Origin of the sequence: Maribacter sp. 2-571 (genome assembly GCF_050589625.1) — a bacterium.
Classification (GTDB): domain Bacteria; phylum Bacteroidota; class Bacteroidia; order Flavobacteriales; family Flavobacteriaceae; genus Pelagihabitans.
The window spans coordinates 28,416-54,948 of record NZ_JBNGOP010000011.1; the positions used below are offsets into that span (position 1 = coordinate 28,416).

The following is a 26,533-nucleotide window of genomic DNA, read 5'->3' on the forward strand; positions in this document are numbered from 1 at the left end:
CGTTTTTTGGGACGTCTAAAGGGATAAATCACGCTATTCTAAACGAAAGATTTTTACTTCTTTGAACGGGGAAACCGCGGATGCCTCTATTTGTTCTCGGTAGGTCTTCCATTTTTCTTCAAAAAAAGCGTTGGTTTTGGTCAAGGCTTTTTTTAGATCCTCCTGCGCATATTGTAACAGTTTCTTTTCGGTAGCGGTGATTCCGTTCGGTCGCGTAGCGCCATAATAACCGGCGTTTTGTAAGCGCTGGGTAACGGTCATCTCCGGATTTCGGGTAATTCCCTGCCGTTTGTCCTCCTTGCCAATGTACAAGGCGATGATGCTATCGATTTCTTTGGTCATCGTTTTTGACGCTTTTATCTGGTCCGCATATTGCTTTTTGTCCCGCTTCTTCAACGTTTTCTCGTAGTCGGCCGCGATTTCCTTACTGTCGACAAGTTGCTTTAGGGCATCGGCCGCGGTCTGTGTCATTTGGTGTACTTTTTCCGAGTAATCGTAGGCCTCGTTTATAGCCGTTTCGGAGACCCGGAGTCTCGGGTCGGTCTTCACTTCAATAACGGTTTCGGACTTCTTTTCTCCGAACAAGGCCTCAATGGTGTACTTCCCCGGTTTTACGGCCTTACCACCGCGTTCGCTTTTATCGGTACTTGGTTTGCGCGCCAGACGATCCGGGCCTTTTTCATCCATTTCCCAATAAATACGATGAAAACCGGCTTTTTCAGGGGTCTTGTACTTTAAGGTCCGGATCAAACGGTCACCGTCATAAAAATTGAACTGTATGGAGTCCTTTTTCTGTACCCCGGTTCTGGAATCTTCTTTTTTGTCGGCAGCGTCGGTATCTGTCGTTGTGCTATCTTTCGCTGTTTTTTCGGCGGCATCACCTTCTTTATCGTCTTGGGCTTCTTTTTTCTTTCCTTCTTTTATGTAGTAGGTGATCATGGCCCCTTCTTTCCTATTGGTGCCGTTGTACAGGGCGTCGCCGCCAAAACGGCTTCCGGTAGGCTGTTGGTAAGCCGCCTGATAAGCGATGGGAGGTGTGAATAGCCTAATTTCTTCCTGTAGGGTTTCCATATTGGAAGCCAACTTGCGCAGTGGACGAATATCGTCCAATACCCAGGCGGCACGCCCGAACGTTCCGATAACCAGATCGTGTTCCCTGGGTTGGATCACCAGATCCTTGGTGGAAACCGTCGGGAAACCTTCTGTCCACTTTTGCCAAGAGTTTGCCGCATCGAAAGAAATATAAAGACCATCGTCGGTTCCTAAAAAGAGAAGGTTAGCGTTTTCGATATCCTCCACTATGGATAACGTATAACTGCTTACGTCCCCTTCGTCAACGATACGTTCCCAGGTCTGTCCATAGTTCGTGGTTCGGTAGGCATATGGGGTATAATTGAAGCGGCGGTAGTCGTTCGCGACCAAAAGTGCTTCCCCTTTCTTTTTATTGGAGGCCTTTATTTGAGTGATCCAACTACCGGCGGGCAACCCCTTAATATTTTTGGTAACCTCTACCCAGTCATTGCCCCCTGTGGTGGTATAATGTACCCTGCCATCATCGGAGGCGGTCCAAAGCATGTCTTTTTCCAGGGGAGAGGGTTCTATTACCAATAGGGTGCAATGGTTTTCCGCACCGGTGGCATCCATGGTAAGTCCACCACTTTCACTTTGTTTTTGTTTGTTGGCATCGTTCGTGGTCAGGTCCGGTGAAATTACCTGCCAGGTGAGCCCTTTATCGGTGCTTTTATGTACGAATTGGCTCCCAAAATAAACCGTACCGTTGTCAAAAGGGTCTTGGCCTATTGCGGCGTTCCAATTAAAACGGAGCTTGGTTTCGGCATCTGGTGGTGTGGGCCGTACCAAATAATTGTTTCCCGTTTTCCAATCGTACCGGGACACGAACCCCTGTTGGCTCATCGCATAGCCAAACTGGTTGTTATCAAGGTCGGGTACCACGTCAAAACCATCACCAAAGGCAATTTCCTGCCAATAACTGTTGCGGATACCCTGGGCGCGCCAAACGTAGGCCGGGCCTCGCCACGAGCCATTATCCTGCATTCCGCCATACACATTGTACGGAAACTCGTTGTCTACATTGATATGGTAAAATTGTGCTACCGGAATGTTTCCGATGAACCGCCACGATTTGCCCCCATCTTTAGTGATGTTTACGCCGCCATCGTTCCCGTCCATCATAAACTGACCGTTTTTTGGGTGTATCCACCACGCATGGTGATCGGGATGAACACCATTGTCCACTCCGTAAGCCGGCATTAACTGTGTGAAATTTTTACCACCGTCCTCCGAAACGTTCACATAGGTGAATACGGAATATACCCTGTTCTCATTTCCAGGGTCGACATAAATTTCGGAATAGTAGAACGGGCGATTGCCGATATCGCTTTTATCGTTGATTTTTTTCCATTTAAAACCACCGTCCACCGATTTGTAGAGTGCATTTTTTTTGGCTTCGATCAGCGCATACACCACATTGGTCTTACCTGGAGCGATGGCGATACCGATGCGGCCCAATTCGCCTTTCGGAAGCCCGTCTTCATCCGTCAGTTTTTTCCAATTTTCACCACCGTCATGGGTCATATAAAGGCCGCTCCCTTCTCCTCCGGATTTAAAGAACCAGGGGTCCCGTTTGTGTTCCCATAGGGCCGCGATCAATTTGTTGGGATTGTTCGGATCCATTACCAGATCGGCAACACCGGTGCTGTTGTTTGCGAAAAGTATTTTTTTCCAGGTGTTACCACCATCGGTCGTTTTAAAGACCCCTCTTTCCGGGTGCTCGCCCCAAGGCGATCCGATCGCGCCTACATAAACCGTATTCGGATCGGTAGGGTCGATTTTTATCCTATGGATATGACGGGTCTTTTCAAGGCCCATGGCCTGCCATGATTTCCCACCGTCCAGGGATTTATAAATACCATAACCACCGTTCAAACTGTTTCTTGGGTTGCCCTCTCCGGTACCGACCCACAATACCGAAGGGTTGCTTTGCTGAATGGCGATTGCCCCGACAGAGGCGGTAACTTCCTCATCAAAAATAGGTTTCCATTGAATTCCCCCAGAAGTGGACTTCCATAACCCACCCGAGGCAGTGCCCACATAAATTTCGTCCGGATCGTCATGCACGACATCGATTGCGGTAACACGACCGCTCATACCACCGGGACCTATGTTACGGGGCGTCATGTCCTGAAGGAGGTCCATGTCAAATTTTTGGGAAAATAGGGAGAACGATGCCAAGAGCATCACGGCAAGAAGCGGAGTATTTTTCAAATTTTCGTTTTTGGGTCAACGGAAAAACAATAAAAAAGTGGGCCAGAATAGGTGCCGCCCACATGTATTTTTTATCGTCGTTACCGTAATTATTAGTCTGTCTAAATATACCAAAAACTTTAACGGTATTTCTTAAGGAGTTGTTAAGGGAAGCTCCTTTTTACGCACTGCTTTTTTTGTTAAATCGTGTGCCGAACAATCTCCTAAAAAGGGATATGCGCCAGAAACGGAAGTTCAGCTTGAAAATCATTTTGGACGGTCCGTTGAACGTCTTTGGAATATGCCGAACAATTCATTTCCCTGCCGTGGTGCTATAGAGTTGTAGCATCGTTCGAATACGATGGGATGAAAAAAGGGCTCCAAATGGGTTAAATATGCTGTTTTCGTGCCTCCAAAGGGTCGTTTTTCCATGTCTCCGGTCAATGGAAAGTCGAACCAGAGTCCGACCAATTTTCCGTTTTCGATGAGCAGCTCGTGCATCTTTTTTGCGTAGGCATTCCTATTGGTTTTGGTAGGCACGAAGGAACAGAAAAAAGTTTGCTCCAAAACAAGCGCATAGGTGCCCTGATGGTCGAAAAAGTTTTCTTGTAAAAGCTGGTCTTTTGGAAAATCGGGATTGCGTTTCGAAAACGCCAGCAAGGGCGTTTGGGATACGTCTAATACGAATACGTGCTTAAAACCTTTTTTCCAAAGGTATTCCGCCTCGTATGCGTTTCCCGCTCCCGGTATTAAGATCTTGCATTCGGTGTCCCACAATTGGTCAATATACGTTTTTAAAGGGGTAGAGGGGCTGCCAATATCCCATCCTGTTCGTTCCTCTTTATAGCGTTGTGTCCAGTAATAGGCCTCGGTATCCTGTTGCATGGATATTATGTTTGTAAAGCGTTCTTAAATATATCAAAAATACAAAAGACGATCGTGGGGCTTTTCTTATCTTGGCGCTTTTTCATTTTAGCACCGACCACCTATGACCAAAGGAACGTTTTTCTCCATTCTTTTTCTACTCACTTTTGTTGCTTTCGGGCAAATACGGCCCAAATGGGCACGATACCCATCGTTATCCCCGGACGGAACCGTAATCGCGTTCACCTACAAGGGAAACATCTTTCGCGTATCTTCGGAAGGCGGTACCGCGACCCAGCTTACGTTTCATGAAGCGCACGATAATAGGGTCGTGTGGAGCAAGGATGGAAATTCGTTGGCTTTTGCCTCGGACCGTTATGGTAATTTTGATGTTTTTGTAATGGATGCCAAGGGTGGTCGCGCAACACGGCTCACCTTTCATAGTGCGGATGAAAGTCCCTATACGTTTTCCGCGGATGGCGGCGCCGTTCTTTTTGGTGCTGTCCGTCAGGACCATGTATTGCATCGCCAATTTCCGGTTGCGGAACAGCCCGAACTCTATCAGGTGCCAGTGTCCGGTGGGCGTGTGACACAGGTGTGGTCCATTCCGGCAGAAGACGTACAAATTGCCCCCGACGGTACCCAAATGGTATATCACGATTTAAAAGGGTACGAGAACGAATTTCGAAAACACCATGTTTCTGCCATAACAAGGGATCTTTGGAAGTACGATTTGGCCACGGATACCCATACCATGATTTCCAAGTTCAAAGGGGAGGACCGAAACCCGGTTTACGGTAAGGATGGAAAAACCATTTTTTATTTGAGTGAAGCCTCGGGTACGTTTAATGTGCACCAAATAGATTTGGCCAAACCCGAAACGTCGGAACAGCTTACCGCTTTTAAAACACATCCGATACGTTCTTTAAGTTCCGGAAACGGTCGGTTGGCCTTTTCTTATCATGGAGAGCTCTATGTGATGGAAGAAGCTGGAGCGCCTAAAAAGGTGATCATCGACATACGCACCCAGGATGTTGGCAATACGGATGCCTTTTTGTCGGTCAATGGTAATGTTCAGGAGATGGATATTGCGCCCGATGGAAAACAGATCGCTTTTATCTCGCGGGGCGAGGTATTTGTTACCGCTGTAGACGGTGCCCTTACCAAACGCCTTACTGATACACCCGAACAGGAACGTTTTGTGAAATTTACTCCCGATGGTAAAGCCGTTACCTATTCTAGCGAACGAAATGGAAGATGGGGAATTTACAAAACCGAAATCGTACGAAAGGAAGAACCCTATCTATTTGCCGCTACGTTGCTCAATGAAGTACCGATACTTAAGAACGATAAGGCCAATTATCTGGCGGAATTTTCACCCGACGGAACGTCAATGGCCTATATCGAGGACAGGAGGACCCTAAAAGTGATGGACCTTACCACCAAAGAGACTAAAACCCTTTTGACGCCAAACGATCTCTATCATTTTTCCGATGGGGACCAATATTTCAGATGGAGCCCGGATAGCAAATGGCTATTGGTGGAATGGGGGGCTACCCTGAGCAATTACGAAATATTAGTATTGTCCGCCGACGGAAAAAAACGTGTGAACCTTACCGATAGCGGTTATTATGATCTGGCCCCGAAATGGGTGAACGGGGGAAAGCAAATGATATGGTTCGGGAACCGCAACGGGCTTAAAAGTTACGCGACCAGCGGCCGTCTTCAGTTTGATGTATACAGCATGTTTTTTTCAAAGGATGCCTGGGACGAGTTCAATATGGACAAGGAGGAGTATGATCTTAAAAAATTGATCGAAAAGGACAAAAAGAAGGAAAAAGAGTCCGATGAGAAGAAAAAAGACGAGAAAAAGGGGAAGAAGGGGACAAAAGCAAAAGTAACACCGATTACTTTCGATTGGGAGGATATGAAGGAACGCAAGAAGCGACTCACCATACATTCCGCGTTTTTGAGCGATGCCGTACTTTCAAAAGATGGTGAACACCTGTACTATTTAGCGCGTTTTGAAAAGGACCTAAATTTATGGGAAACGGAATTACGCACCAAAGAAACAAAAATGCTGGTGCCCCTTGGGGCAAAATCGGCAAGTTTGCAGTGGGATTCCGATCAAGAAAACTTGTACATACTCTCCGATGGAAAAATAGCGAAAGTCGATACGAAAGGTAAAAAAACGGAACCTGTAAAAATAAAAGCGGAAATGCAATTTAGCAGTACCGCCGAGCGGAAGTACATGTTCGAGCACATATGGTCGCGCACCAACGGAATTTTTTACCATTCCAATTTTCATGGGATCGATTGGCCGAAAATGCGCACGGCTTATGAAGACCGTGTAGCTCATGTCGGGAATTCCGTGGAATTTGCGGAGTTGGTTTCCGAAATGTTGGGCGAACTGAACGTTTCCCATGCCGGTTCCGGTTACAACAGTACTATACCGAACGAGGATAAAACCGCTTCCTTGGGCATTTTTAGGGACTACGATTATAGCGGTAACGGTATAAAGGTAGTAGAGATCATCAAGGGAGGCCCTTTGGACAAGAGCGGCGTTTCCGTTACCCCGGGCGACATCATCGAAAAAATAGATGGGGAAGTACTGCTTCCTTCTAGGGATGTTGCCGCATATTTGAATAGAAAGGCGGGTAGGTTTACGCTTATAGAGGTGTTGGATGCTAAAGGAAAACGTACCCAGTATACCGTAAAACCGATATCCTTGCGGGAAGAAAACCGATTGCTATACAAACGATGGGTAAAAAAGAACGAAGAAGAGGTCGCCCTTAAAAGTAAGGGACAATTGGGCTATGTACATATTCCCGGTATGAGCGACGGCCCCTATCGTACCATTTACGAGCGTATGATGGGAAAATTTAACGGGACGAAGGGCGTTATCGTGGACACCCGTTTTAATGGTGGTGGCGATTTGGTGGCCGATTTGGCCATGTTTTTTACGGGGGAACCGTTTCTTTCCTATGAGACCGAAGCCCGAAAAGTAGGAGGGGAACCCACGGCAAGGTGGACAAAACCTACCTTGGCGCTGTTCAACGAATCAATGTATAGCGATGGCTCATGCTTTGCCAGTGGGTATAAAGATCTTAAGATCGGCAAAACGGTGGGCATGCCCGTTCCCGGTACCTGTAGCTTTGCAGGATGGGAACGCCTACCCAATGGAGGCAGCTGGGGCGTGGTACCGGTCAGTGCCAAAAACAAAGCTGGGGAATGGATGGAAAACAACCAGACCGAACCGGATATTCAAGTGAAAAATATGCCAGGGATCATCGATAAAGGGCGGGACCAACAATTGGAACGTGCCGTAACGGAATTGATGAATACAGTAGAGTAGTGCTATTGGGAATTGCTATGCGGTACCGTTCGTTTTGGGTTCATCAACCTTCGAACCGCGATAAAAACAAAAATGAAAAAAGAATACCCTATAAAAAAGGGAACGATAAGGTGTTTCATTTCGAGAACGAGCATCACACCAATGATAAGAAGTTGGAAACCAAGACCAAAGGTGGACACGATGGTCATGAACCAGTTGGGCAAATGTTGACTTTCTACCGCCTTGCGGTCCAAATGATAAATGACTCTGTCGAAAACCCCATAAAGTAGGGTATAGGCCATAAAAAGAATATTGACGGTACGTTGTTTCTCCCCTTTCATGGCAGTTGGGGTGCTGTTTTCAAAAACCCTACTGGTTTTGTCTCCATCATGCTTGTTCCTTAAGATAACATAGTAATAATTGTATAGGGTGCCTTGTAGTTGAATGCCAAAAAAGGCGAACAAGGTATACATCAGGGAGGCATCGGTAACATACCAGACCGTAATCAAGATCATAAGATTTAAAAGAATATCGGAAACCGAATCCAAATAGCGGCCGGTATAACTGGGGGTTTGTTTTATTCTTGCCAATTCCCCGTCTGCAGCGTCCAAAATGGATTTCAGCACCAGAAAAAATGCGGCTGCCCAATAGTACTGTTGCAATACGCATACGATTGCCATTAGGCCACATAGTACAAAACCTATGGTGACATGAACAGGGGTGAAAGCGGTATGCTTTAGGCGTTGGGCAATAATTCTGGCAATTGGTCTGCCATAGTCCGACAAATCAAAAAATTGATTCTCCTTGGGTAGTTTTGACATTTGAAACTGGGGGAAAACAGAAAATAGGGAAACGAAAACACGCTGGCCCAAAACACTGTTTGCTCCTTACGCAAAGATAAGGTTAATTTTACGATTTGGTAAAGCGACACCTCACGCTATTTTCTGGAAGTATGCTGCCGCGATGCCATATGTAGGGAGAGGGGCTTGACGGAATTTAATACCTAAGTTTACGTTTTTTTATTATTTTTTTCAGTTCGTTCACACTTAGAGAATCCAATTCACGATGAAGCATTCTATGACAATTTGCACATACTAAAGCTAAATCATCTAATGAGGTCTGAGATTCACCTTCTATTTCGCACAATGGCATTTTATGATGACATTCCATAAATCCTTTTCCCAATTCTCCATAGATTTCATAAAAGTCAAATCCGCATATTTCACAATCTAACTTTCCGTACTTTTTTAAGTAATTCTCTTTTTTCTTTTTATTCAGTTTTGGATTCCGTTCTCTGTGTTTGTGTAATTTATAAATTACTTTCCCTTCTTTTACTTTTAGTTGTTCTTCATCATCATCTTCTCCAATTCGATACAGGTTTTTGGTTAATTCCGAATTAGAAACAGTTTTCTTTATCTGTTTTGCGATTCGTTTAAGCCCATCATTATTTTTTTGAAACTCAAAGAAAACTTCTTCGTCAAGCTTGCTGTATCTATCCATTCCTTTTCCATCATATTCAGGGTCAATAGCCTTTAAGTTGTTTAACTTCATAGATACTCCATTAGGATTTCTAAATTTTACATTATCAATCCTTTCCTTATGAATAGGAAGCTTATTTAGTATTTCTGAAACCTCAATGACTTTCGGATTCTTACTATCCATTTCTCTTGGTTCAATTGAATGATAAAGGTCAAGTGCAAGTATTATTTCATCCCTGTGCCATTTCGGTGGTCTAAAAGATTTTTCAGTTTTTGGTTGTTCAACTAAACTTACTATTGCCCCGTTTCTATTAAATAAATTTGAATAAGTCCTAGTCCTTCCGTGTATTTGAAAGGCAGTTATTTCTGAACCATCATTTTTCCGATACCAATTATTTTTATTTAATTCGTTTGCGATTTCAGTAGTCGTCATTTGAGTTCCTTTTGACTCAATAACTTTTACAATCGCTTCGTGAAGTTTAATTTTTTATAATAGGTTTATAAATGGTAGCTAAAAAAGAGACAGCAATAATTCTGGTAATGGGCATAGCTTTTGTTTTAATATCGTGTATTGACCTTATCGGGTACCGCCTGTACGTGATGTAATACCTTTCTCCGAAAGCCTGATGATTTCAGCGATCCGTTTCTGACGGGTTTCCGGTCGTTTGGCCTGGTTGAGCCAATAAAGGTAGTTTTTTCGTTGGCCTCGGGTAAAACCGTCAAAATGTTCCAAGGCCTTTGAATTGGCCTCGAACGCTTTTTGCAGGTCTTGGGGTACAATTCCGTTTTCGACATCGTCCAGGGCGGTCCATGACCCGTCTTCTTTCGCCAACGCTATTTTGGCATATCCACTTTCGTGCATTAAGCCTTGTTCGGTCAAGGTTTCAATATAACCCTTGTTCAATTTGCTCCAAACGCTTTTTGGTTTTCGGGGACAAAAGTACTGTCTTCTTTTTCCATCCCCCAAACTTTTTACGGTGCTATCGATCCAGCCGTAACACAAGGCCACTTTTACCGCCTCTTCCCAGCGCATACTAGGTTTTTCATGGGCGATTTTATAGAAAATCAGAAAAATACCCTCCTTTTGGGCGAAATTGATTTTTAACCAATTGCGCCATTCCGAATCGTTTTTAAAGTAATATGTTTTGATGTTTTCCATGAGGGAAGAAACTTTTCCTTAGAATCAAAAATAAGACTTTATAGCGTTTTGATTGGACAAATGCGAAGGGTATTGCCTATTTTTAGGGGGAAATGATAAAACTATTTGAAATGAAAAAGGTATTCTACTTTTTGGTGTTGTCCATTGGGATATTGTTTACAGGTTGCAGCGATACGGAGCAGCGGACGGGAAAACCCAAAATTTTGGTGTTTTCCAAAACCATGGGGTTTAAACATAGCTCTATTCCAGCGGGTATGGCGGCCATTCAAAAATTGGGCGATGCCCATGGTTTTGAGGTGGACACTACAAAAGCGGCGGAGACCTTTAACGACGAAAGCTTACAACAATATTCGGCGGTAGTGTTTTTGAGTACGACCGGAAATGTATTGGACCACGTTCAAGAAGCTGCTTTTGAGCGGTATATACAAGCTGGTGGCGGTTATGTCGGTATTCATGCGGCAGCCGATACCGAATACGATTGGGGCTGGTATTCCAAACTGGCCGGCGCACAGTTTTTGAGTCATCCCGCCGGAACACCGGAGGCGGACTTCCATATCGTAGACACCGAGTTTGAAGCGACCGCACATTTCACCGATAGCATATGGCGGCGAAAGGACGAAATCTATAATTATAAAAAGATAAATACCGACGTAAATGTGGTTATGACGGTGGACGAAAGTACCTATGAGGGCGGAAAAAATGGCGAGGACCACCCTTTTGCATGGTATCATGAATATGATGGTGGGCGGGCCTTTTATACCGGTGCGGGACATACCGATGAAACGTACTCCGAAGAACTGTTCTTAAAGCACCTTTTGGGCGGTATCCAATATGCGATAGGAGGGAACAAGGTGCTGGACTATGCCAAGGCGACCACACAGATACCACCGGATATCGACCGTTTTTCCAAGGTAGAACTGTTGCGCGGAGGGCTTTATGAACCAACTGAAATGACCGTTGTCTCCGCTAACGATATTTTGATAGCCCAACGAAGGGGCGAAATCCTACGGTTCGACGAAAGCAAAAAAGAACTCAAGCAAGTGGCCTTTTTAGAGGTGTACCACAAAACACTGGAAACACCTGATGCAAATGCGGAAGAGGGGCTTATGGGCATTCAAAAAGATCCCGACTATGATACCAATCACTGGGTATACGTATACTACGCACCGGCAGGGGATAAGTGGGTAAACCGACTTTCGCGTTTCCAATATAAAGACGCAGTTTTCGATATGGACTCGGAACAGATTATATTGGAAGTCGATACCCAGCGCGAAATTTGCTGTCATACCGGAGGTTCCATAGCCTTTGGTCCCGACAAGCTTTTGTATTTGAGTACGGGCGACAATTCCACACCGTTCAATGAAAAAGATGTTCCCTACACCAATAACGGTTTTGCACCCTTGAACGATTTGCCCGGTAAGGAACAGTACGATGCACGGCGTTCGTCGGCAAACACCAATGATCTGAGGGGGAAAATACTCCGTATCAAGGTAAAGGAAGATGGCAGCTATGCGATACCCAAGGGAAACCTATTTCCTGAGGGCACCGAAAAAACACGCCCTGAAATTTATACCATGGGGCATCGGAATCCTTACCGAATTTCCGTTGACCCCAAAAAGGGCTACGTATATTGGGGTGATATCGGTCCCGATTCCAGAGCGGACAGTTTAACGACGAGAGGGCCCATGGGGTACGATGAAATGAACCAGGCCAGGAGCGCCGGTAACTTTGGATGGCCCTTGTTCATTGGGGACAATAAACCCTATATGGAATACGATTATGCCACGGGCGAAACAGGTACGGCTTTTGATCCTTTACTTCCGGTAAACAATTCCCGAAACAATACGGGGCTTAAAGAATTGCCCCCTGCCCAACCGGCATTTATGTTTTATCCCTACACGGATTCGCCCGATTATCCCCAGGCCGGCTCGGGTGGAAGAAACGCGATGGCGGGGCCCACTTATTATTCCGATCTTTTCCCGGATGGGGGTGGACTTCCATCATATTATGACGGAAAGGTGATCGTTTACGATTGGATGCGGGGTTGGATGATGGCCGTTTCCCTTTTTGAAGATGGTACTTTTAATAAAATGGAACCTTTTGCTTCGGATATTGAGGTGAACAATCTCATCGATATGGAGCTGGGCCCCGACGGCCGTATGTACCTTTTGGAGTATGGCAGTGGTTGGTTTACCAAAAACGATGATTCCGGTCTGGGCTATGTCTCTTTCAATGGTGGCAATCGGGCACCGTTGATCGATAATATGATCGTCGACAAAACTTCTGGGAAGCTTCCCCTGTCGATCAAGGCTACCGTAACCGCTAGGGACCGGGAAAAAGACGTCGTAAGCTATGAGTGGGATTTAGGAAACGGGGAAACCCGGGAAACCACGGAACCCGAAATCGAGCATACTTATAAAGATGCAGGGGATTACAGGGTTTCCGTTACCGTAAAAGACGACAAAGGTGCGGCTGCCAGCGCAAAACCGGTTTTGGTGACCGCTGGTAACTCAAGACCAGAGATTTCTATAGATCTTAGCGGTGGTAACGCTTCCTTTTTTATTGCCGGAACCCCGGTCAATTATAAGGTGACCGTTAACGATGCCGATGGTGAGGATACCATTGACCTGAACAACGTTTTTGTATCGGTCGATTATATGGAAGGGATGGATGAAGTAAACAAGTCCCTTGGACACCATCAAGTTTCCGCAGCGGTTACCGGAAAAGCGCTAACCCAGTCGATGGATTGTAAAACCTGCCATAAAGAAGCGGAAGCCTCGATCGGACCTACCTACTTGGCCGTAGCGGAAAAATATCAGGGCGATGCCAATGCCTTGAGCTATTTGCAAAAGAAGATCATTGCGGGTGGTGCGGGTGTTTGGGGCGAGGTTATGATGCCGGCGCACCCAAATGTAACCAGTAGCGAATCGGAGCAGATTGCACGCTATATCCAATCTTTGGTCGCTACCGGGAATGAGGAAAAGTCGCTCCCCTTAGCGGGCAGTATTGTACCCAAACCTTCGCCTGCCGATAATGTAATGGTGCTGACGGCCAGTTATACGGATAAGGGCGGTGCCGTGGCCGGCCCCTTGACCGGAGTGAATTCGGTTACCCTCCGGGGCAGTACCGTACCCTTTACCGGAAAGGACAAGATATCCGGTTTTGCCCCTATAGAGTTCAGCGGAATGAAACTATTGATCGTACCTGCCGAAGAAGGATGGTTCGCGCTCGAGGAGATCGATCTTACTGGCGTAACCTCGGTAGGTATTACGGCCGGTTGGCAAGAGGCTCCAAAGGCGGGTATGCAGATAGAAATGCGTTTGAACGCCCCTGACGGGCCACTTTTGGGTACGGGCAGCATGCCGGTGCCGGTCGCAGGACAACCTGGAGGGATGGTGGTCATTCCCCTGGCGAAATCCATAAACGAGAAGGCCAAGGAAGTTTATTTTGTGTACAAGCCCAAAGCGGGAGCGGTTTTAGGCCAAGTGGCCTTAATGAACGTTCGTTTTAATGGATAGTCACCAATAGACGCATACCATTTCCAAGTTAAAATGGTATTGGTCGGTACTAAATTTTACGATAGAAGAGGCCGGTTCTTAGGAACTGGCCTTTTGTGTGACGGGATAATCCGTAGGATACATTACCACTGTACCGATAATCGATTATTTTGAAGGGAAATGTATTGTGATAAAAAATGTGTCTATCGTTTTACGTCCAACTGGGACGCAGCCATATCGGCCGCTTCCATTTTCAGGAAAGCCTTGTAAATCTCTTGTTTTTCGGGAAGCGTAAATGTTTTGTTTTCAAACCATTCGTGTGCCGCAATTTTTTCGTTTTCCACTTGGGCCTTTCGAATGGCATTTAAGGAAACGATGTGCCAATGTGCTCCCTTGTTCCGGGAAACGGAATAACCGATATCGGCCACGATATAGGATATTTTCGGTTGGTTTACCAATCGCACTCCATTTTTAAGTATGGCAAGGGTTTTGGTAAGTTTCACTACTTCGGAAAAAGAATATCGCGCAAAATCGGAAAATCCGTCCTGCCGCACATTATACACTTTATCGCCTACTTTTAATTTTTCCATTGGGACTCAAAGTTGGCAAAAATAGAAGTGATTTTGGTTTCCCAAAAACAAGTTTGTCCCGAATTATCAACAAAGTAGGTTTACCAGAGTTGTCGCATGCCAACGAGGGTCATGGTCCATACGATCAATGAAGAAAAAAAGATACCTATGGTATTGGCCAAAAAGGCTTTTTGGCGTTCTATTTTAAAAAGATAGCTGGCAATACTGCCTGCGTATACGCCCGTACCGGGTATCGGTAGCATAACGAAGAAGATAAGCCCCCAAAAACCATATTTTCTGATATTTTTCCCGGAACCTGTTTTGGCCCTTTTTGCTACAAAAATGGCATTTTTCTTGTAAAACCTCCAACGTAGTAAATACTTGTTCACACGATCAAGAAAAAAGGACATCATTGGAAAAACGAGCACATTGGCCGTAAAACATATGGCGAAAACGGCATAGATATTCAGCCCTTTAATCATTCCGAACGGAATACCGACTTTCGCCTCCCCAAAAGGAGAGATGCTCCATAAAAATGCTATAAAGAAGTCTTGGATCAAAAGCGTTTTCTTTTAACGTGCAAAACTAACGCACAAAAAAGGATTTACATATAATCCGGACTTAAAAAAGTCATAATGTTTGAGGTGTTTGAAAATTTTGTAGTGGTTTTTCACTCGTTGACGGTTTTTGGCTGTCCTTCCACTTCAAAATGGAAGAGATCGGGTCGGCTGTAGTGCCCGTTCGCGTCAAAATCAAGCCTGCTCTGGATAACCTCTTCCAAGTCCAAGGTAGCACTGACCAATCCCGAAGAGCCGAAAAGGGGGCCGGACAAAATTTTGCCCAAAGGCGATACGATAAGGCTCCCACCTGGGCATAGGACTTCGGGAGACTTCTTCAATAGTTTTTGATACGTTTTCGGATACATCGATTTGGTATGGTATTGATTGCAACCCAGAACGAAACAGCGTCCTTCTAGGGCTATATGTTGCATAGTGGCCGTCCATTCCGGGCGGGCGTCCGCAGTTGGGGCAATATAAAGGTCCAGTCCTTTTTGATACATGGCCATACGGGCCAGGGGCATATAGTTTTCCCAGCAGATCAAACCGCCCATGCGACCAATTTTAGTTTGGAAACTGACGAGTGATTCGGCGCCCGCTTCCGCCCAAACAATACGTTCGGTGCCCGTAGGCTTTATTTTTCGATGCACCCCAAGCAGCCCTTTTTCGGGTGAAATGTACAGCATGGAACAGTACAAGCTACCGTTATGTTCCATTTTTTCGGTACATCCGATGTTGAGGTATACGTTTTCCTCGGCCGACAGTTTCTCCAACCTATTAAGGTCTTCACCCTGCAGCGAAATACTGTTTTTATGGTATTCCGCATATAGTTCCCTGCCTTCTTTTGTTCTGCTTCCAATGGTCGCCCCAAAATCGAAACCTCGGGGGTATCCGGGGACAAAAGACTCCGGAAAAACGAGTAACTGACAGCCTTCCGCTGCATATTTTTGGGTCAGGGAAACGACTTTGTCCAAGGTTTTTTCCTTGTCAAAAAAAACGGGGCTATCCTGTACAAGACCAACCTTTACCTTCATAATGCCGCCTTTAGTTTACCAATTGGGTCGTTACGTAGTAGTCACGGGCCGTTACCAGCTGCTTTTCGCTATACCGCAAGCGTTCGGTCTGCCATTCGCTAGTAGGCGAAATCACATGCGACGATTTACCGGTATGCACCAAAATGGGCATTTCAAAACCTTCCACCACATGGGTGTACCGATGGCTAACGGTTCCGTCGCTGTTAAACCGGTATTCCAATACGGGAATATCGGTGGTTCTAAGGTATTGTTCGAATATCGGTGCCAGGTCCAGGCCCGACTTCTCCATGATATACGTCTCTATTTGTTGGGTTGTCACCGTTTGATGATAAAATTCGGTATTCAGCCCCCTTAATATTTTTCGCCATTTCGCGTCGTCGTCGAGAAGTGTTCGGATCATATGCAAGAGGTTTGCCCCTTTGTAATACATGTCCCCACTACCTTCATGGTTTACGTTATAGGTTCCGATGACCGTACGATCATTGCGAATGCCACGCCGCGTGCCTACCACATAGTCCGCGGCTGCTTTGGTACCGTAGTAATAATCCAAGAACAAACTTTCGGAGTAGGCGGTGAACCCTTCGTGTACCCACATATCCGCGGCATCCTTATACGTAATGTTGTTGGCGAACCATTCGTGGCCGGCCTCGTGTATGATGATAAAATCGAATTTGAGTCCCCAACCGGTACCGGAAAGGTCGGTACCCAAATATCCTTTTTTAAATTGATTTCCGTAAGTCACCGAGCTTTGGTGCTCCATGCCCAAGTAAGGCACCTGTACCAGTTTAAAGCCGTCCTCATAAAAAGGGTAGGGGCCGAACCAATGCTCAAAGGCCTTCATCATTTTGGGGGCATCCTTGAAATGGGGCTTTGCTTTTTCGAGATCGGCACGAAGAACATAGTAGTCCATATCCAAAATACCCTTTTCGCCCTTGTATTTTTCACCAAAATGTACATAGTCGCCAATGTTTACGTTGACCCCATAGTTGTTGATCGGGTTCGAAACGAACCAATGGTAGGTATTGGTTTCCGTATCTACCTTGCGCAAACGCCCGTTGGAGATGTTCATTAGTCCTTTAGGGACTTTTACGCTGATGGCCATGCTATCCACTTCATCGTACATATGGTCTTTGTTGGGCCACCAAACGCTAGCACCCAACCCTTGGCAAGAAGTGGCCACAAAATGCTTTCCATTAGTGTCCTTTTTCCAGGAGAACCCTCCGTCCCAAGGAGCGTTTACCGCCTCTCGTGGACTTCCGGAATAGGATACCCGTATTTCGTTGAACGCTCCTTTTTTTTGCTTTTTTACGAGTTTTACAAAATGGGCATTTCCCTTGGAGGAAATCTCCAATGCTTGGCCCTCTTGAATTACCTTTTCGATTTTTAGGGGTGGTTGCAGGTCTATCTGTAACACTTGTTGTTCTTCCAAAACCTGATAACGTATGGTATTATGTCCCGCAATGCTTTTTTTATCGGGTAGTACCTCAATATTGAGATGATAATAATTAAGGTCCCACCAGGCCCGTTCTGGTGTTATACTGCCCCTAAGGGTATCTTGCATCGTAAATTCCTGTCCGAACGCAGTGGCGGTCAGCATCAAGCAAAATAGGAAATAATGTATTGGCTTGCTCATTTTGGGCTTGGGGCTAGGGTGAATCAAACTATAAGGCCATAACAATGGTATGAACTTGATTATCGAAAAATAGCGTTCGGGAAAACGACCGGACTTTCAAAGCCATCTTTTCCCACTGCCGAAATTCCGAAAAAATAATTATCAATAACGATGCCATCCAGGGTATACTCCGTTAGGTTCCCAACAAACCGGCTGTTGTCCCAAGTAGGGGATGTAGTATCGCGCCAATAGATTTTATAGCCAACGGCCCCGTCCACCGGACTCCATTGAAACTTTGCGGACGGTTCTACGATTCCGCCGATACTTACCGAGGTCGGTGCCGGTGGTGCCCATGCCAGGGAGGCGAGGTTGATGGCATTTACGGCGGTCAACTTGCGGGCATATTCAAAATTTACATGTTCCAGAACATCACCGTAGGCAATACCTCCTTCCGTTCGGATGTCTTGGTGTTGTTGGGTATAGTTTTCATGGGCCTCCATAATTCTAATTCCCGCATAACCTGCGTCATTGAAAGGCCTATGGTGTCCACCACGTCCAAAACGATCTAGGCGGTATACCAGCATTGGATGCATCTCCGGCATATAGGTCCTTACATTTTTATAGACGTAACGGGCCAATTGTCTTGAAATACCATCGACCTCACCGCCATAAAAACGACGGGCATTACGCTGTTTCTCCGTTTCGGTCGGCGGTACGGGTTCCGAAAATATCCTAAAATCAGTGTTGCTGGTAATGCCATCTACGCCGGTAATATTGCCTATCATGTCATTGTTGAAAATACCTATGATCTCCCATCCTTGTTCCTTGGCGTGGGCGGCAAGGCCTTTCCCGCCATACAGCCCTTGTTCCTCTCCCGATAGTCCCAAAAAGAGGATACTGTTTTCAAATTCGTATTGCGAAAGTACCCTAGCGGCTTCCAAAGTGCCGGCCATGCCGCTGGCATTGTCATTGGCGCCGGGAGCATCGGAGGTATGATCGTTCGGGTCGCTTACCCTTGAATCGATATCGCCACTCATAATGATGTATCGGTTAGGGTATTTTGTACCCCGTTTGACGGCCAGCACGTTTACCACCCAAACATCCTTGGTAATACGGTCGTTATCTCCTTTCGGGACAAGATTTTTTTGATAGGAAACTTCTAGGCAACCTGCACAGGCCTTTGCCGTTTTCTCAAACTCCGATTTGATCCACCTTCTTGCGGCCCCGATGCCCCGCGTTTTGGAAAGGGTATCGCTTAAGGTGTGTCGCGTGCCAAAATTTGCCAATGTGGCAACATCGGAAGCGATTCGTTCGGCGGAAATGGAATCGATTATGGAGTACAGGCGTTGATCGGTCTGTGCGTTTGCCATAAGACAAACGAAAAATGCTAAAAATAAAAATCTGCTTTTCATCTATTTGTAAATTGAAAAAGTTTGAACCGTTTTATGGTGTTCAATTACCGATTAACTCTACAAAGACACCATCGGGATCTTGTATGAGCACAAATTTGCGACCATCCCCAATGGTAAGGCCGGGTTCGCTCAACAAGGGAATACCACTTACTTTGATGCGTTCCGATATTGCGTCCATGGTATTCACGAACAAGGTCATGTAACGCATTCCGTTCTGTTCTTGAATGTATCGGTCTTTTCCCGAGCCTTCTTTTTGAAAGGAAACGAGTTTGAGCTCAGAGGCGGTTTCGCTATTTTCAACCTTAAGAATTTTTACGTCAAAGGCCACACCTCCCGATAGTCCGGATCTTTTGCTAAATGTCGAATCTACGGTAAAGGCACCCACTTCCTGCAATCCGATCACTTCGGTATAAAAGGCGTAAGATGCCTCCATATCGGAAGCTACAAGGCCTATGGATATTGTCGGTTTATCAAAATTAGGTACATCCTGTCCCATAAGGAGGAAACCGTAGCACAAACATAGAAAGAACTGTAATTTTCGCATAGTTAATTTTTTTAGTGTTACCTACTGTGCAAATGAAAAAAGTTTAAACGAGTTCATTGCACCACATTGTTGTTTCCTAGGGCCATACCATTTGGTTTCTGGTGGATGACGAACGGAAATATAGCGACATCCAATATCAGTGTTCGGTGCATGGCGGTTACATGACATATGCGTTTGGTTGCAGGAACAATGTATTAAAATTAACTGGATTATTAAGATAAAAAAAGCAGTTGCCCTGCCAACGATTTTAGCGGATGGTTGAAGTGGTTGTGTCGGGGTTCGTTCCGTTCGGTCGAAAATGCTATGCGACGGACATTTCCGGTATGTCTGCGACATCGATGTCTTTTTAAGAATGTCACATCCCAATTGCATCGAACTTGGGCATTAATACCCAGAACCGGTTTTCCCTTTTTTAAGCTGTAAAATACCGATGAGCGGCCCTATTGCCAAGAGAACAAATAGGTATTCTATCGCTATGTTTTCGGACATCAGGGATAGCAACTGAATGCTGACGATACTGATGGCGAAGCCGATACAATTGACAAGTGTTAACCCCGTTCCTCTTAGATCGGCCGCTACGGTTTGTGCTACCAAACTGGAGAACTGTGGAGAATCTGCGGTGACCGCCATGCCCCATAAACACCAGATGGTAACAAAGCCCATGGTGGTAAAACCAAAAAATAATGGGGACAGCAGGCAACAACAGCCGGAAACCATTAGTGCGCGCAACGCCACTTTTTTACTTCCGATCTTAAGGGACCAAAAACCGCCAATGGCGCATGATAGCGCGCCGCCCAGAAAAACCAAAAAAGTCATCAAAGGAACCGAAATCGTAGTGCCGTTGCCGCCATTTACCGCGGTTATTGCCAAGGGGGTAAAGGCCCAAAAGGCGTAAAGTTCCCACATGTGGCCAAAATACCCAAAAGCCGCTTTACGAAAAGGGGCCGTTTTAAAGAGCTGTATACCTGCTCCCAACTGTAATCCGATACTTGGTTTGCGGTGCGGCCCGTCCGGAACCAATAGCCATAACAGTAAACCACCGATAACGGTAATGGCGCTGGTCGCCTTTATGATCAGGGTATGATCGGTATCCCAAGCTAGGGCACGTATCAAATAAGGGAGTGCCGACCCGAGCACTAAGGCGCCCACTAAAAGACCCAAGGCTTTCCCCAGTTTTTTCCCATAGTAATCCGCGGCAATTTTCATTCCCACGGGGTAAATTCCCGCAAGGAAAAAACCGGTTCCGAAGCGGGCCAGTAACAAGGCTATTTTAGAACTATCGATAAAAAGTAAGGATAGGTTACATAGCGCGGTTAGCAGTGCACAGCCAAAAAAAACCTTGGAAGGGCTAAAGCGGTCGGCAATCGTAAAAAGGGCGAAAACCAATGTGCCGATAATGAAACCCAATTGCACTGATGAAAGCAGGTAACCCGAAGCTTCCGGTCCAAAACCTGTTTTTTCGGCAAGTTCGTTCACGATTACGTTACCGGAAAACCAAGTAGCGGTACATGCAAATTGTGCAATGATCAAGGTCGAAAGGATATGTCCGGGAGGTCTCAAATGTGCTTATCGGATAAATGTCATTTTACGTATTCTTCCTTCAGCCACTTCGTACACGGCAACCACCTTAAAAATAGCGTCGTTAGCGGTTACTTCTTCTTCGTCTATTACCTTGTTTCCGATAACCATTCTTTTGACGATTTTGGAATGTAGGTTCCCCGTTTTTTCAAAAAAGGCGGAATATCTGTTGCGAAGTTCCGTCACTCCCTTGTAACTAAGCTTGTTGGGGAACTCGTACACTGCAACGTCATCTGAAAAGGTCGCCACAAAGGCATCGATATCACGACGGTTACAGGCATCCAGTTGCTTTTGCACGATGGTTTCAGGGGAGGTTTCCGCTACAAAGGCCAGTCGTGTTCCACTGGTATTTACCGCTATTCTCGAAATGGCGTTGATATTGGTATCGGTAAACGCCTGTAAGGGTTCCCATTCCGCATTTTCCGATATGATCATACGGTAGATGCGCTTTCCCTTTCCGGCGACCAAAGAGCCGTCAGGAAGCCAACAAACATCTTGAATATCCTTTAAATCCGTAATCGTACTCGTTTTGCCCGAAATGGGATCTATCGATCTTAGCTCCAGCACCTGATCGGTAGCGCTTGTGTAACTGATCAAATTGGTATTCGGTATTTTTTGTAAAGATCGACCAACATTTTTTTGGAGCATTTTTGAGGTACCCTTCGTAAAGTCCGTCATCCAAAGGTCCATTTTATCCTGGGAAAGTACGGTGAACACCAAAATGTCTGGAGCATACCATAGCTGATAGCCTATTTTCATTTTTGGGACCAATAGTTCTGAGGTACCGTTGTCGGTGTTATAGCGATACAGGCGTTGCAGCCCATCGATATCCAACCGAATGGCAGAAACTTCATCCGTTGCCGGTATCCGTAACGGAGAGTATTCGCTACCGGTCGGCGTGTCGCTGATCCATGAGGAAGTGCTGCCCTCTTCAATATTGAATTTTAAAATATCGGTTTGCCCATCTCTGGTAGCGGCGAACAATACGCTATTTTCATCATAAAAAGAGGGTTGATTGTCGTATCCTTCATTATTCGAAATATTCCTCGGATCGGATAGCCGTACGCTATCCCCGTTCATCTGAAGTCGAAACAGATATACTTCGGTATTGGCCTGTGCGTTTCCGGTAAGGAACGGAAAAAGCAATAAAAAAACGAAAACCGCGACAAACACTGTTTTTTTTGGTCCCATATATAAGCTGTTATTCATGTTGGATAGTACTATCCGTATTTGGCCGACAAGATAAGTTATACCAATTTATCTTAAAAATACACCCTATACCATTTTTGCTTTGAAACTACCCAAATAAAAAACCGCCATTTTTTGTGGTCCTTGAATACCAGATGTTCGAAGTGTATTGGAAAGGTGTTATACCATTTTAACTTTGAAATGGTATTAGGGTCTATAAAGCGTATGGTACAGTTTACATCGGTAGCCGAAATAGCTCCATTACGGGAGCTGCCGAAGTATTTGGAATCGTTTTAAGCCTCCTTCAGGAAGGCATGCAATAGTTCCCGCACCTGTTTGGTGTTTTCAAGGAAGTACTTCGCATGTGTCTTTTGAAGCCCCACCTTTACGGTAACCGCGGTATCGGGCAGTTCCTGAAACATAAATTCATCGGTCCAATCGTCACCGATAGCGAATACGAAATCATAATCCTTTTCACCAAACACCCGTACGGACGCCCGTCCCTTATTTACGTTACTGCTTTTTACCTCCATTACTTTATTACCGTTCAGAACACTTAAATCGTCGGTTCCGATTAGGCTGGTCAATACGGTTGTCAGTTCGGAAGCCCTTAAGTTTCCAAAATCGGGGTCGGTCTTGCGATAATGCCATGCCAAGGAATAATTTTTCTCCTCAATAAAACTTCCCGGTGTTCGATCAACAAAGGATTCCAATACGGGACGTATTTTTTCCATCCAATCGTTTTTTACATTTTCCAGCATTCTAAAATCCTCACCATTTTGAGAGATCCAAACCCCGTGTTCTACGATCATATTGTATTTTTTAGCTTGAAACCATCGGGAAAAAGTATCCTTGTCGCGACCACTGATCAGGTAAAGGTCGGTTCCCTTTTGTTGGTGAAGGGCGTCCAAAAGCGCATAAAGCTCTTCGTCCGGCACCGCTTTTTGGGGATCGTTGTGAAACCCTGCCAAGGTACCGTCATAATCTAGGAAAAGCAATCGCCTGTCCGCGGAGGTATAGGCGTTCAATATGGTTTGCAAACGCGAATCGTTCAATTTTCGAGATACATGGGCGGCATCACGTTCTTTTTGTGCAAGCAGGGAGCTCATAAAACTTTGGGCCCATTTTTCCACATTGTACCGTTTTAAGCGTTGTTGCAATTGCCCATTTCGCTGCCGTTGTTCTTCTTTTGGCATGTTGATGGCCTCATCGATGGTGTCGGCGATCTGCTCAAAATTGTTCGGGTTGATCAATAGGGCCTCGTTCATTTCGTTTGCCGATCCCGCCATTTCGCTCAAGATCAATACGCCCGTTCCGTCGGTCCGTGTGGCAATGTATTCCTTTGCGACCAGGTTCATACCGTCCCGCAAAGGGGTCAACCAGGCGATATCGCTGGAAGTATACAGATCAATCAGGTTATCAAAGGGCATGGAACGATAAAAATACCAAATGGGGGTCCAGCTCACGGTCGAAAATTCTCCGTTGATACGGCCTACCAATTCGTCTATTTCCCGTTTTAACAATTGATATTGTGGTACATTGGACCGGGAAGGTACCGCGAGTACGATCAAACGGACCTTCTCTTTATATTGCGGGTATTTGTTCAAAAAATATTCAAAGGCATACAAGCGTTTTGCAATGCCTTTACTATAATCCAAGCGATCTATGGACAGTAAGAATTTTGCCTCCGGATCATTGGTCTTATGTTTGTTCAAGCGCTGTTGCAGTTCCGACTGCTCCGTTACCGTTCGCTGTCCGTGTTCTTCGGCGGCCGTGCTGAATTTTTTGTAATCGATTCCCATAGGGAAAGAATCGACCTTAATAATACGGTTGTCCTGATAAATATCGTTAAAACTGACCTCAAGCCCCAAAAGGCGGCGCACGGAGCTCAAAAAATGCCGTTCATAATCGTAGATATGGAAACCGATAAGGTCGGATCCCAAAAGCCCTTCCAATATTTCACGACGCCATGGTAGGGTTCGGAATATTTCAAAGGATGGAAAGGGAATATGTAAAAAGAACCCAATGGAAACCTCCGGTCTTTTCTCCCTGACCATTTGTGGCACCAACATCAACTGATAATCATGGATCCAAATCACATCGTCGGCCTCCGCCTTTTCCAAAATGGCATCGGCAAATTTTTGGTTTACCGTTTTGTAGGTGTTCCAGCTATCCAGTTCAAATTCGGAGTATTCCAAAAAGTAATGGAACAACGGCCAAATGGTACGGTTGCTAAACCCAAAATAAAAGCCCTCCACTTCCGCTTCGGTCAACCTTACCTTGGAGGAGCCGTGCTTTGCCAGGGCCGTGTCGATATCGCGCTCCAACGATTCCGGTATTTCTTCGTCCGTAAGTCCGCTCCATCCGATCCATAGACTATCGCCTCCCGAGTGTACCGATTTCATTCCCGTTGCCAAACCGCCGACGCTGGGGATGGCGGCAATGGTCCCATTGCTAATTTGCAATTGAACGGGGAGTCTATTTGAGATTATGATAGTTTTACCCATAAAACGGATCTTTTTGCTAGTGGTTGCCAATAATTTCTCTAAATTTCGACAAAAACGGGGGTAAAACCAATGGATTGCCCGATTGAATCAAGATTTTTACGGAATGGATAATTTAGACTATGGTATTATAGGAAATTGCCGGAGTGCGGCCTTAATTTCAAAAACGGGTAGTTTGGATTGGTGTTGTTTGCCGGAATTCGATTCTTCTTCCGTGTTCGCCAAACTGTTGGACGACTCCAAGGGAGGGAGCTTTGAGATTCTAGTGGATGAGGGCTATACCATAAAGCAACGGTATAAAAAACATACGGCAGTGCTGATTACCCATTTTTCAAAAGGAAAGGATGTTTTTGAGATTCGGGATTTTATGCCCAGGTACCGTAAGGAAGGGGGAGGGTATAATTCCCCGCCCGAGGTAGTACGGTATTTTAAACATGTTTCCGGGAAACCCAGTTTTCGGATCAAATATGATCCGCGTCTGGAGTACGCCATGGGAAAGACCGAGACCTATGTAAAAAAGAACTTTGTCGCCAGCCTTACCCATGGTGAAAAGTACGATACCATCTTTTTATATACTTCCTTTAATAAAAATGCACTGGTGGAAGGAAGGGAAATTGAACTTCGCCAGGACGGTTATGTGCTTATCGGTTATAACGAAAAGATATTTGTGCCGACGGTTCGGAAAATTTATACCGAGTTGGAACGTACCAAGGTATACTGGTTGAACTGGAGCAGCAAAACACCCACCTATAAAAAATATAATGCCCAGATCAGTCGCAGTGCCATTACCTTAAAGCTATTGAGCTATGATCGTACCGGTGCCGTGCTCGCCGCCGCAACCACATCACTGCCCGAAACCATCGGTGAGGTCCGTAATTGGGACTATCGTTTTTGTTGGATCCGGGACGCTTCCATGGTGATAAAGGTAATCGGGGATTTGGGCCATAAAAATGTTGCCCGACGTTACCTGCAATTTATTGTAGACCTCATGCCCGATAAGGACGAGAAACTGCAGATCATGTACGGTATCAACAGGGAAAAGAAACTGACCGAACAAACATTGGACCACTTGGAGGGGTATAAGGGTTCCAAACCGGTACGCATCGGAAATGCGGCCTACAAACAAAAGCAGAACGATATCTACGGTATTTTAATGGATGTCATTTACGAGCAACTCGCAAAGTATTCGAACGATATTGAAAACGGTGAGGAGCTTTGGGGCATTACCAAGGGCATCGTATGGATCGTGTCGAACCACTGGAAAGAGGCCGATAAGGGCATTTGGGAATTCCGTACGGAAGATCGGCATTTCACCTTTTCAAAGGTACTTTGTTGGGTGGCCGTAGACCGGGCCATTAAAGTGGCGCGTATCCTCCGAAAAACCACCAAAATGGAGAAATGGACGGCCTTGGAACAGGAAATCAAAAGGGATATCCATGACAATGCCTGGAACGAAGAGGTAAATGCCTTTACCCAATCTTACGGATCAAAGGATTTGGATGCTTCTGTACTGCTCATGGAATCGTACGGCTTTATTCATGCCAAGGAGCCGAAATTTGTAAGTACCGTGAGGGCCATCGAAAAAGAACTGAGCAACGACGGACTGCTGTACCGTTACAAAAACGAAGACGACTTCGGTCTGCCCTCGTCTTCCTTTACCATCTGTACGTTTTGGTTTATCAACAGCCTTTACAAAATAGGGGAGGAGGAAAAATCCAAGGAATATTTTGACCGGTTGTTGGGATATAGCAACCATTTGGGACTTTTTAGCGAGGATATCGATTTTAGGACGAAACGGTTGTTGGGCAATTTCCCTCAGGCATACTCGCATTTGGCCCTGATCGAATGTGCCATTAATTTTTCACGAAAAGATTCCGAGGAACAGGTGTTGGATGCCATGCGGATATAGGAAATTTTATTGGACTGCCCGGGAGGGTCC

Annotated in this window: 17 protein-coding genes; 3 read left to right on the forward strand and 14 right to left on the reverse strand. The window is 45.6% G+C overall.

From position 1 onward, the window contains the following. Window positions 1-33 precede the first annotated feature (33 nt). Both ACRD7P_RS09610 and ACRD7P_RS09615 read right to left on the reverse strand, forming a co-directional pair. Complete coding sequence (locus ACRD7P_RS09610) at window positions 34-3,258, reverse strand: VPS10 domain-containing protein (RefSeq protein ID WP_430907439.1); 3,225 nt, start codon at window positions 3,256-3,258, stop codon at window positions 34-36. Window positions 3,259-3,531: 273 nt separating this feature from the next. Next, window positions 3,532-4,149 carry an SAM-dependent methyltransferase gene (locus ACRD7P_RS09615; protein ID WP_430907341.1) on the reverse strand — a complete coding sequence of 206 codons (618 nt, stop codon included), beginning with the start codon at window positions 4,147-4,149 and terminating at the stop codon, window positions 3,532-3,534. A gap of 103 nt (window positions 4,150-4,252) precedes the next feature. Between ACRD7P_RS09615 and ACRD7P_RS09620 the strand changes: the two genes are divergently transcribed. Next, entirely contained in the window at window positions 4,253-7,483 is a 3,231-nt protein-coding gene (locus ACRD7P_RS09620; protein WP_430907342.1) for a S41 family peptidase, read from the forward strand. 2 nt (window positions 7,484-7,485) lie between these two features. On the opposite strand, the gene ACRD7P_RS09625 is transcribed toward ACRD7P_RS09620, so the two are convergent. The 3 genes from ACRD7P_RS09625 to ACRD7P_RS09635 all read right to left on the reverse strand — a co-directional run bounded on the left by ACRD7P_RS09625 (window position 7,486) and on the right by ACRD7P_RS09635 (window position 10,099). Further along, the gene (locus ACRD7P_RS09625; protein ID WP_430907343.1) at window positions 7,486-8,283 is read right to left on the reverse strand and encodes a CDP-alcohol phosphatidyltransferase family protein; all 798 of its coding nucleotides are present in this window, start codon (window positions 8,281-8,283) and stop codon (window positions 7,486-7,488) included. Window positions 8,284-8,458: 175 nt separating this feature from the next. Beyond that, window positions 8,459-9,373 (reverse strand): HNH endonuclease, encoded by a 915-nt coding sequence (locus ACRD7P_RS09630; protein ID WP_430907344.1) that lies wholly within the window; start codon window positions 9,371-9,373, stop codon window positions 8,459-8,461. A 144-nt stretch (window positions 9,374-9,517) separates the two neighbouring features. Further along, window positions 9,518-10,099: a YdeI/OmpD-associated family protein gene (locus ACRD7P_RS09635; protein WP_430907345.1), complete on the reverse strand. Its 582-nt coding sequence runs from the start codon at window positions 10,097-10,099 to the stop codon at window positions 9,518-9,520. 110 nt (window positions 10,100-10,209) lie between these two features. Between ACRD7P_RS09635 and ACRD7P_RS09640 the strand changes: the two genes are divergently transcribed. Continuing rightward, complete coding sequence (locus ACRD7P_RS09640) at window positions 10,210-13,617, forward strand: ThuA domain-containing protein (protein ID WP_430907346.1); 3,408 nt, start codon at window positions 10,210-10,212, stop codon at window positions 13,615-13,617. A 182-nt stretch (window positions 13,618-13,799) separates the two neighbouring features. Here ACRD7P_RS09640 and ACRD7P_RS09645 read toward each other — a convergent pair whose 3' ends face one another. The 9 genes from ACRD7P_RS09645 to ACRD7P_RS09685 all read right to left on the reverse strand — a co-directional run bounded on the left by ACRD7P_RS09645 (window position 13,800) and on the right by ACRD7P_RS09685 (window position 24,597). After that, entirely contained in the window at window positions 13,800-14,186 is a 387-nt protein-coding gene (locus ACRD7P_RS09645) for a pyruvate kinase (RefSeq protein ID WP_430907347.1), read from the reverse strand. Between the two features lie 80 nt (window positions 14,187-14,266). Continuing rightward, window positions 14,267-14,725 (reverse strand): COG2426 family protein, encoded by a 459-nt coding sequence (locus tag ACRD7P_RS09650; protein WP_430907348.1) that lies wholly within the window; start codon window positions 14,723-14,725, stop codon window positions 14,267-14,269. Window positions 14,726-14,835: 110 nt separating this feature from the next. Continuing rightward, on the reverse strand, window positions 14,836-15,756 hold the full coding sequence (locus tag ACRD7P_RS09655) for a carbon-nitrogen hydrolase family protein (protein ID WP_430907349.1): 921 nt from the start codon (window positions 15,754-15,756) through the stop codon (window positions 14,836-14,838). A gap of 10 nt (window positions 15,757-15,766) precedes the next feature. Further along, a complete protein-coding gene (locus ACRD7P_RS09660; protein WP_430907350.1) occupies window positions 15,767-17,389 on the reverse strand; it encodes a M1 family metallopeptidase in 1,623 nt (540 codons plus the stop codon). A 59-nt stretch (window positions 17,390-17,448) separates the two neighbouring features. Continuing rightward, window positions 17,449-18,738: a M28 family peptidase gene (locus tag ACRD7P_RS09665; RefSeq protein WP_430907351.1), complete on the reverse strand. Its 1,290-nt coding sequence runs from the start codon at window positions 18,736-18,738 to the stop codon at window positions 17,449-17,451. Window positions 18,739-18,820: 82 nt separating this feature from the next. Beyond that, entirely contained in the window at window positions 18,821-19,324 is a 504-nt protein-coding gene (locus ACRD7P_RS09670; RefSeq protein WP_430907352.1) for a VOC family protein, read from the reverse strand. 384 nt (window positions 19,325-19,708) lie between these two features. Then, the gene (locus tag ACRD7P_RS09675; protein ID WP_430907353.1) at window positions 19,709-20,884 is read right to left on the reverse strand and encodes an MFS transporter; all 1,176 of its coding nucleotides are present in this window, start codon (window positions 20,882-20,884) and stop codon (window positions 19,709-19,711) included. Between the two features lie 6 nt (window positions 20,885-20,890). Continuing rightward, the gene (locus ACRD7P_RS09680) at window positions 20,891-22,093 is read right to left on the reverse strand and encodes a nuclear transport factor 2 family protein (protein WP_430907354.1); all 1,203 of its coding nucleotides are present in this window, start codon (window positions 22,091-22,093) and stop codon (window positions 20,891-20,893) included. A 290-nt stretch (window positions 22,094-22,383) separates the two neighbouring features. Continuing rightward, window positions 22,384-24,597, reverse strand: coding sequence for a bifunctional alpha,alpha-trehalose-phosphate synthase (UDP-forming)/trehalose-phosphatase (locus tag ACRD7P_RS09685; RefSeq protein ID WP_430907355.1), 2,214 nt, complete (start codon window positions 24,595-24,597; stop codon window positions 22,384-22,386). Between the two features lie 103 nt (window positions 24,598-24,700). Here ACRD7P_RS09685 and ACRD7P_RS09690 point away from each other — a divergent pair, with 103 nt between their 5' ends. Beyond that, window positions 24,701-26,503: a glycoside hydrolase family 15 protein gene (locus ACRD7P_RS09690; protein WP_430907356.1), complete on the forward strand. Its 1,803-nt coding sequence runs from the start codon at window positions 24,701-24,703 to the stop codon at window positions 26,501-26,503. The last annotated feature ends 30 nt before the right edge of the window (window positions 26,504-26,533 follow it).

Bases quoted from the DNA above. Each gene is read 5' to 3' on its own strand.
- ACRD7P_RS09610 (WP_430907439.1), bottom strand. From the start codon at position 3,258: ATGCTCTTGGCATCGTTCTCCCTATTTTCCCAAAAATTTGACATGGAC.
- ACRD7P_RS09615 (WP_430907341.1), bottom strand. From the start codon at position 4,149: ATGCAACAGGATACCGAGGCCTATTACTGGACACAACGCTATAAAGAG.
- ACRD7P_RS09620 (WP_430907342.1), top strand. From the start codon at position 4,253: ATGACCAAAGGAACGTTTTTCTCCATTCTTTTTCTACTCACTTTTGTT.
- ACRD7P_RS09625 (WP_430907343.1), bottom strand. From the start codon at position 8,283: ATGTCAAAACTACCCAAGGAGAATCAATTTTTTGATTTGTCGGACTAT.
- ACRD7P_RS09630 (WP_430907344.1), bottom strand. From the start codon at position 9,373: ATGACGACTACTGAAATCGCAAACGAATTAAATAAAAATAATTGGTAT.
- ACRD7P_RS09635 (WP_430907345.1), bottom strand. From the start codon at position 10,099: ATGGAAAACATCAAAACATATTACTTTAAAAACGATTCGGAATGGCGC.
- ACRD7P_RS09640 (WP_430907346.1), top strand. From the start codon at position 10,210: ATGAAAAAGGTATTCTACTTTTTGGTGTTGTCCATTGGGATATTGTTT.
- ACRD7P_RS09645 (WP_430907347.1), bottom strand. From the start codon at position 14,186: ATGGAAAAATTAAAAGTAGGCGATAAAGTGTATAATGTGCGGCAGGAC.
- ACRD7P_RS09655 (WP_430907349.1), bottom strand. From the start codon at position 15,756: ATGAAGGTAAAGGTTGGTCTTGTACAGGATAGCCCCGTTTTTTTTGAC.
- ACRD7P_RS09660 (WP_430907350.1), bottom strand. From the start codon at position 17,389: ATGAGCAAGCCAATACATTATTTCCTATTTTGCTTGATGCTGACCGCC.
- ACRD7P_RS09665 (WP_430907351.1), bottom strand. From the start codon at position 18,738: ATGGCAAACGCACAGACCGATCAACGCCTGTACTCCATAATCGATTCC.
- ACRD7P_RS09670 (WP_430907352.1), bottom strand. From the start codon at position 19,324: ATGCGAAAATTACAGTTCTTTCTATGTTTGTGCTACGGTTTCCTCCTT.
- ACRD7P_RS09680 (WP_430907354.1), bottom strand. From the start codon at position 22,093: ATGGGACCAAAAAAAACAGTGTTTGTCGCGGTTTTCGTTTTTTTATTG.
- ACRD7P_RS09685 (WP_430907355.1), bottom strand. From the start codon at position 24,597: ATGGGTAAAACTATCATAATCTCAAATAGACTCCCCGTTCAATTGCAA.
- ACRD7P_RS09690 (WP_430907356.1), top strand. From the start codon at position 24,701: ATGGATAATTTAGACTATGGTATTATAGGAAATTGCCGGAGTGCGGCC.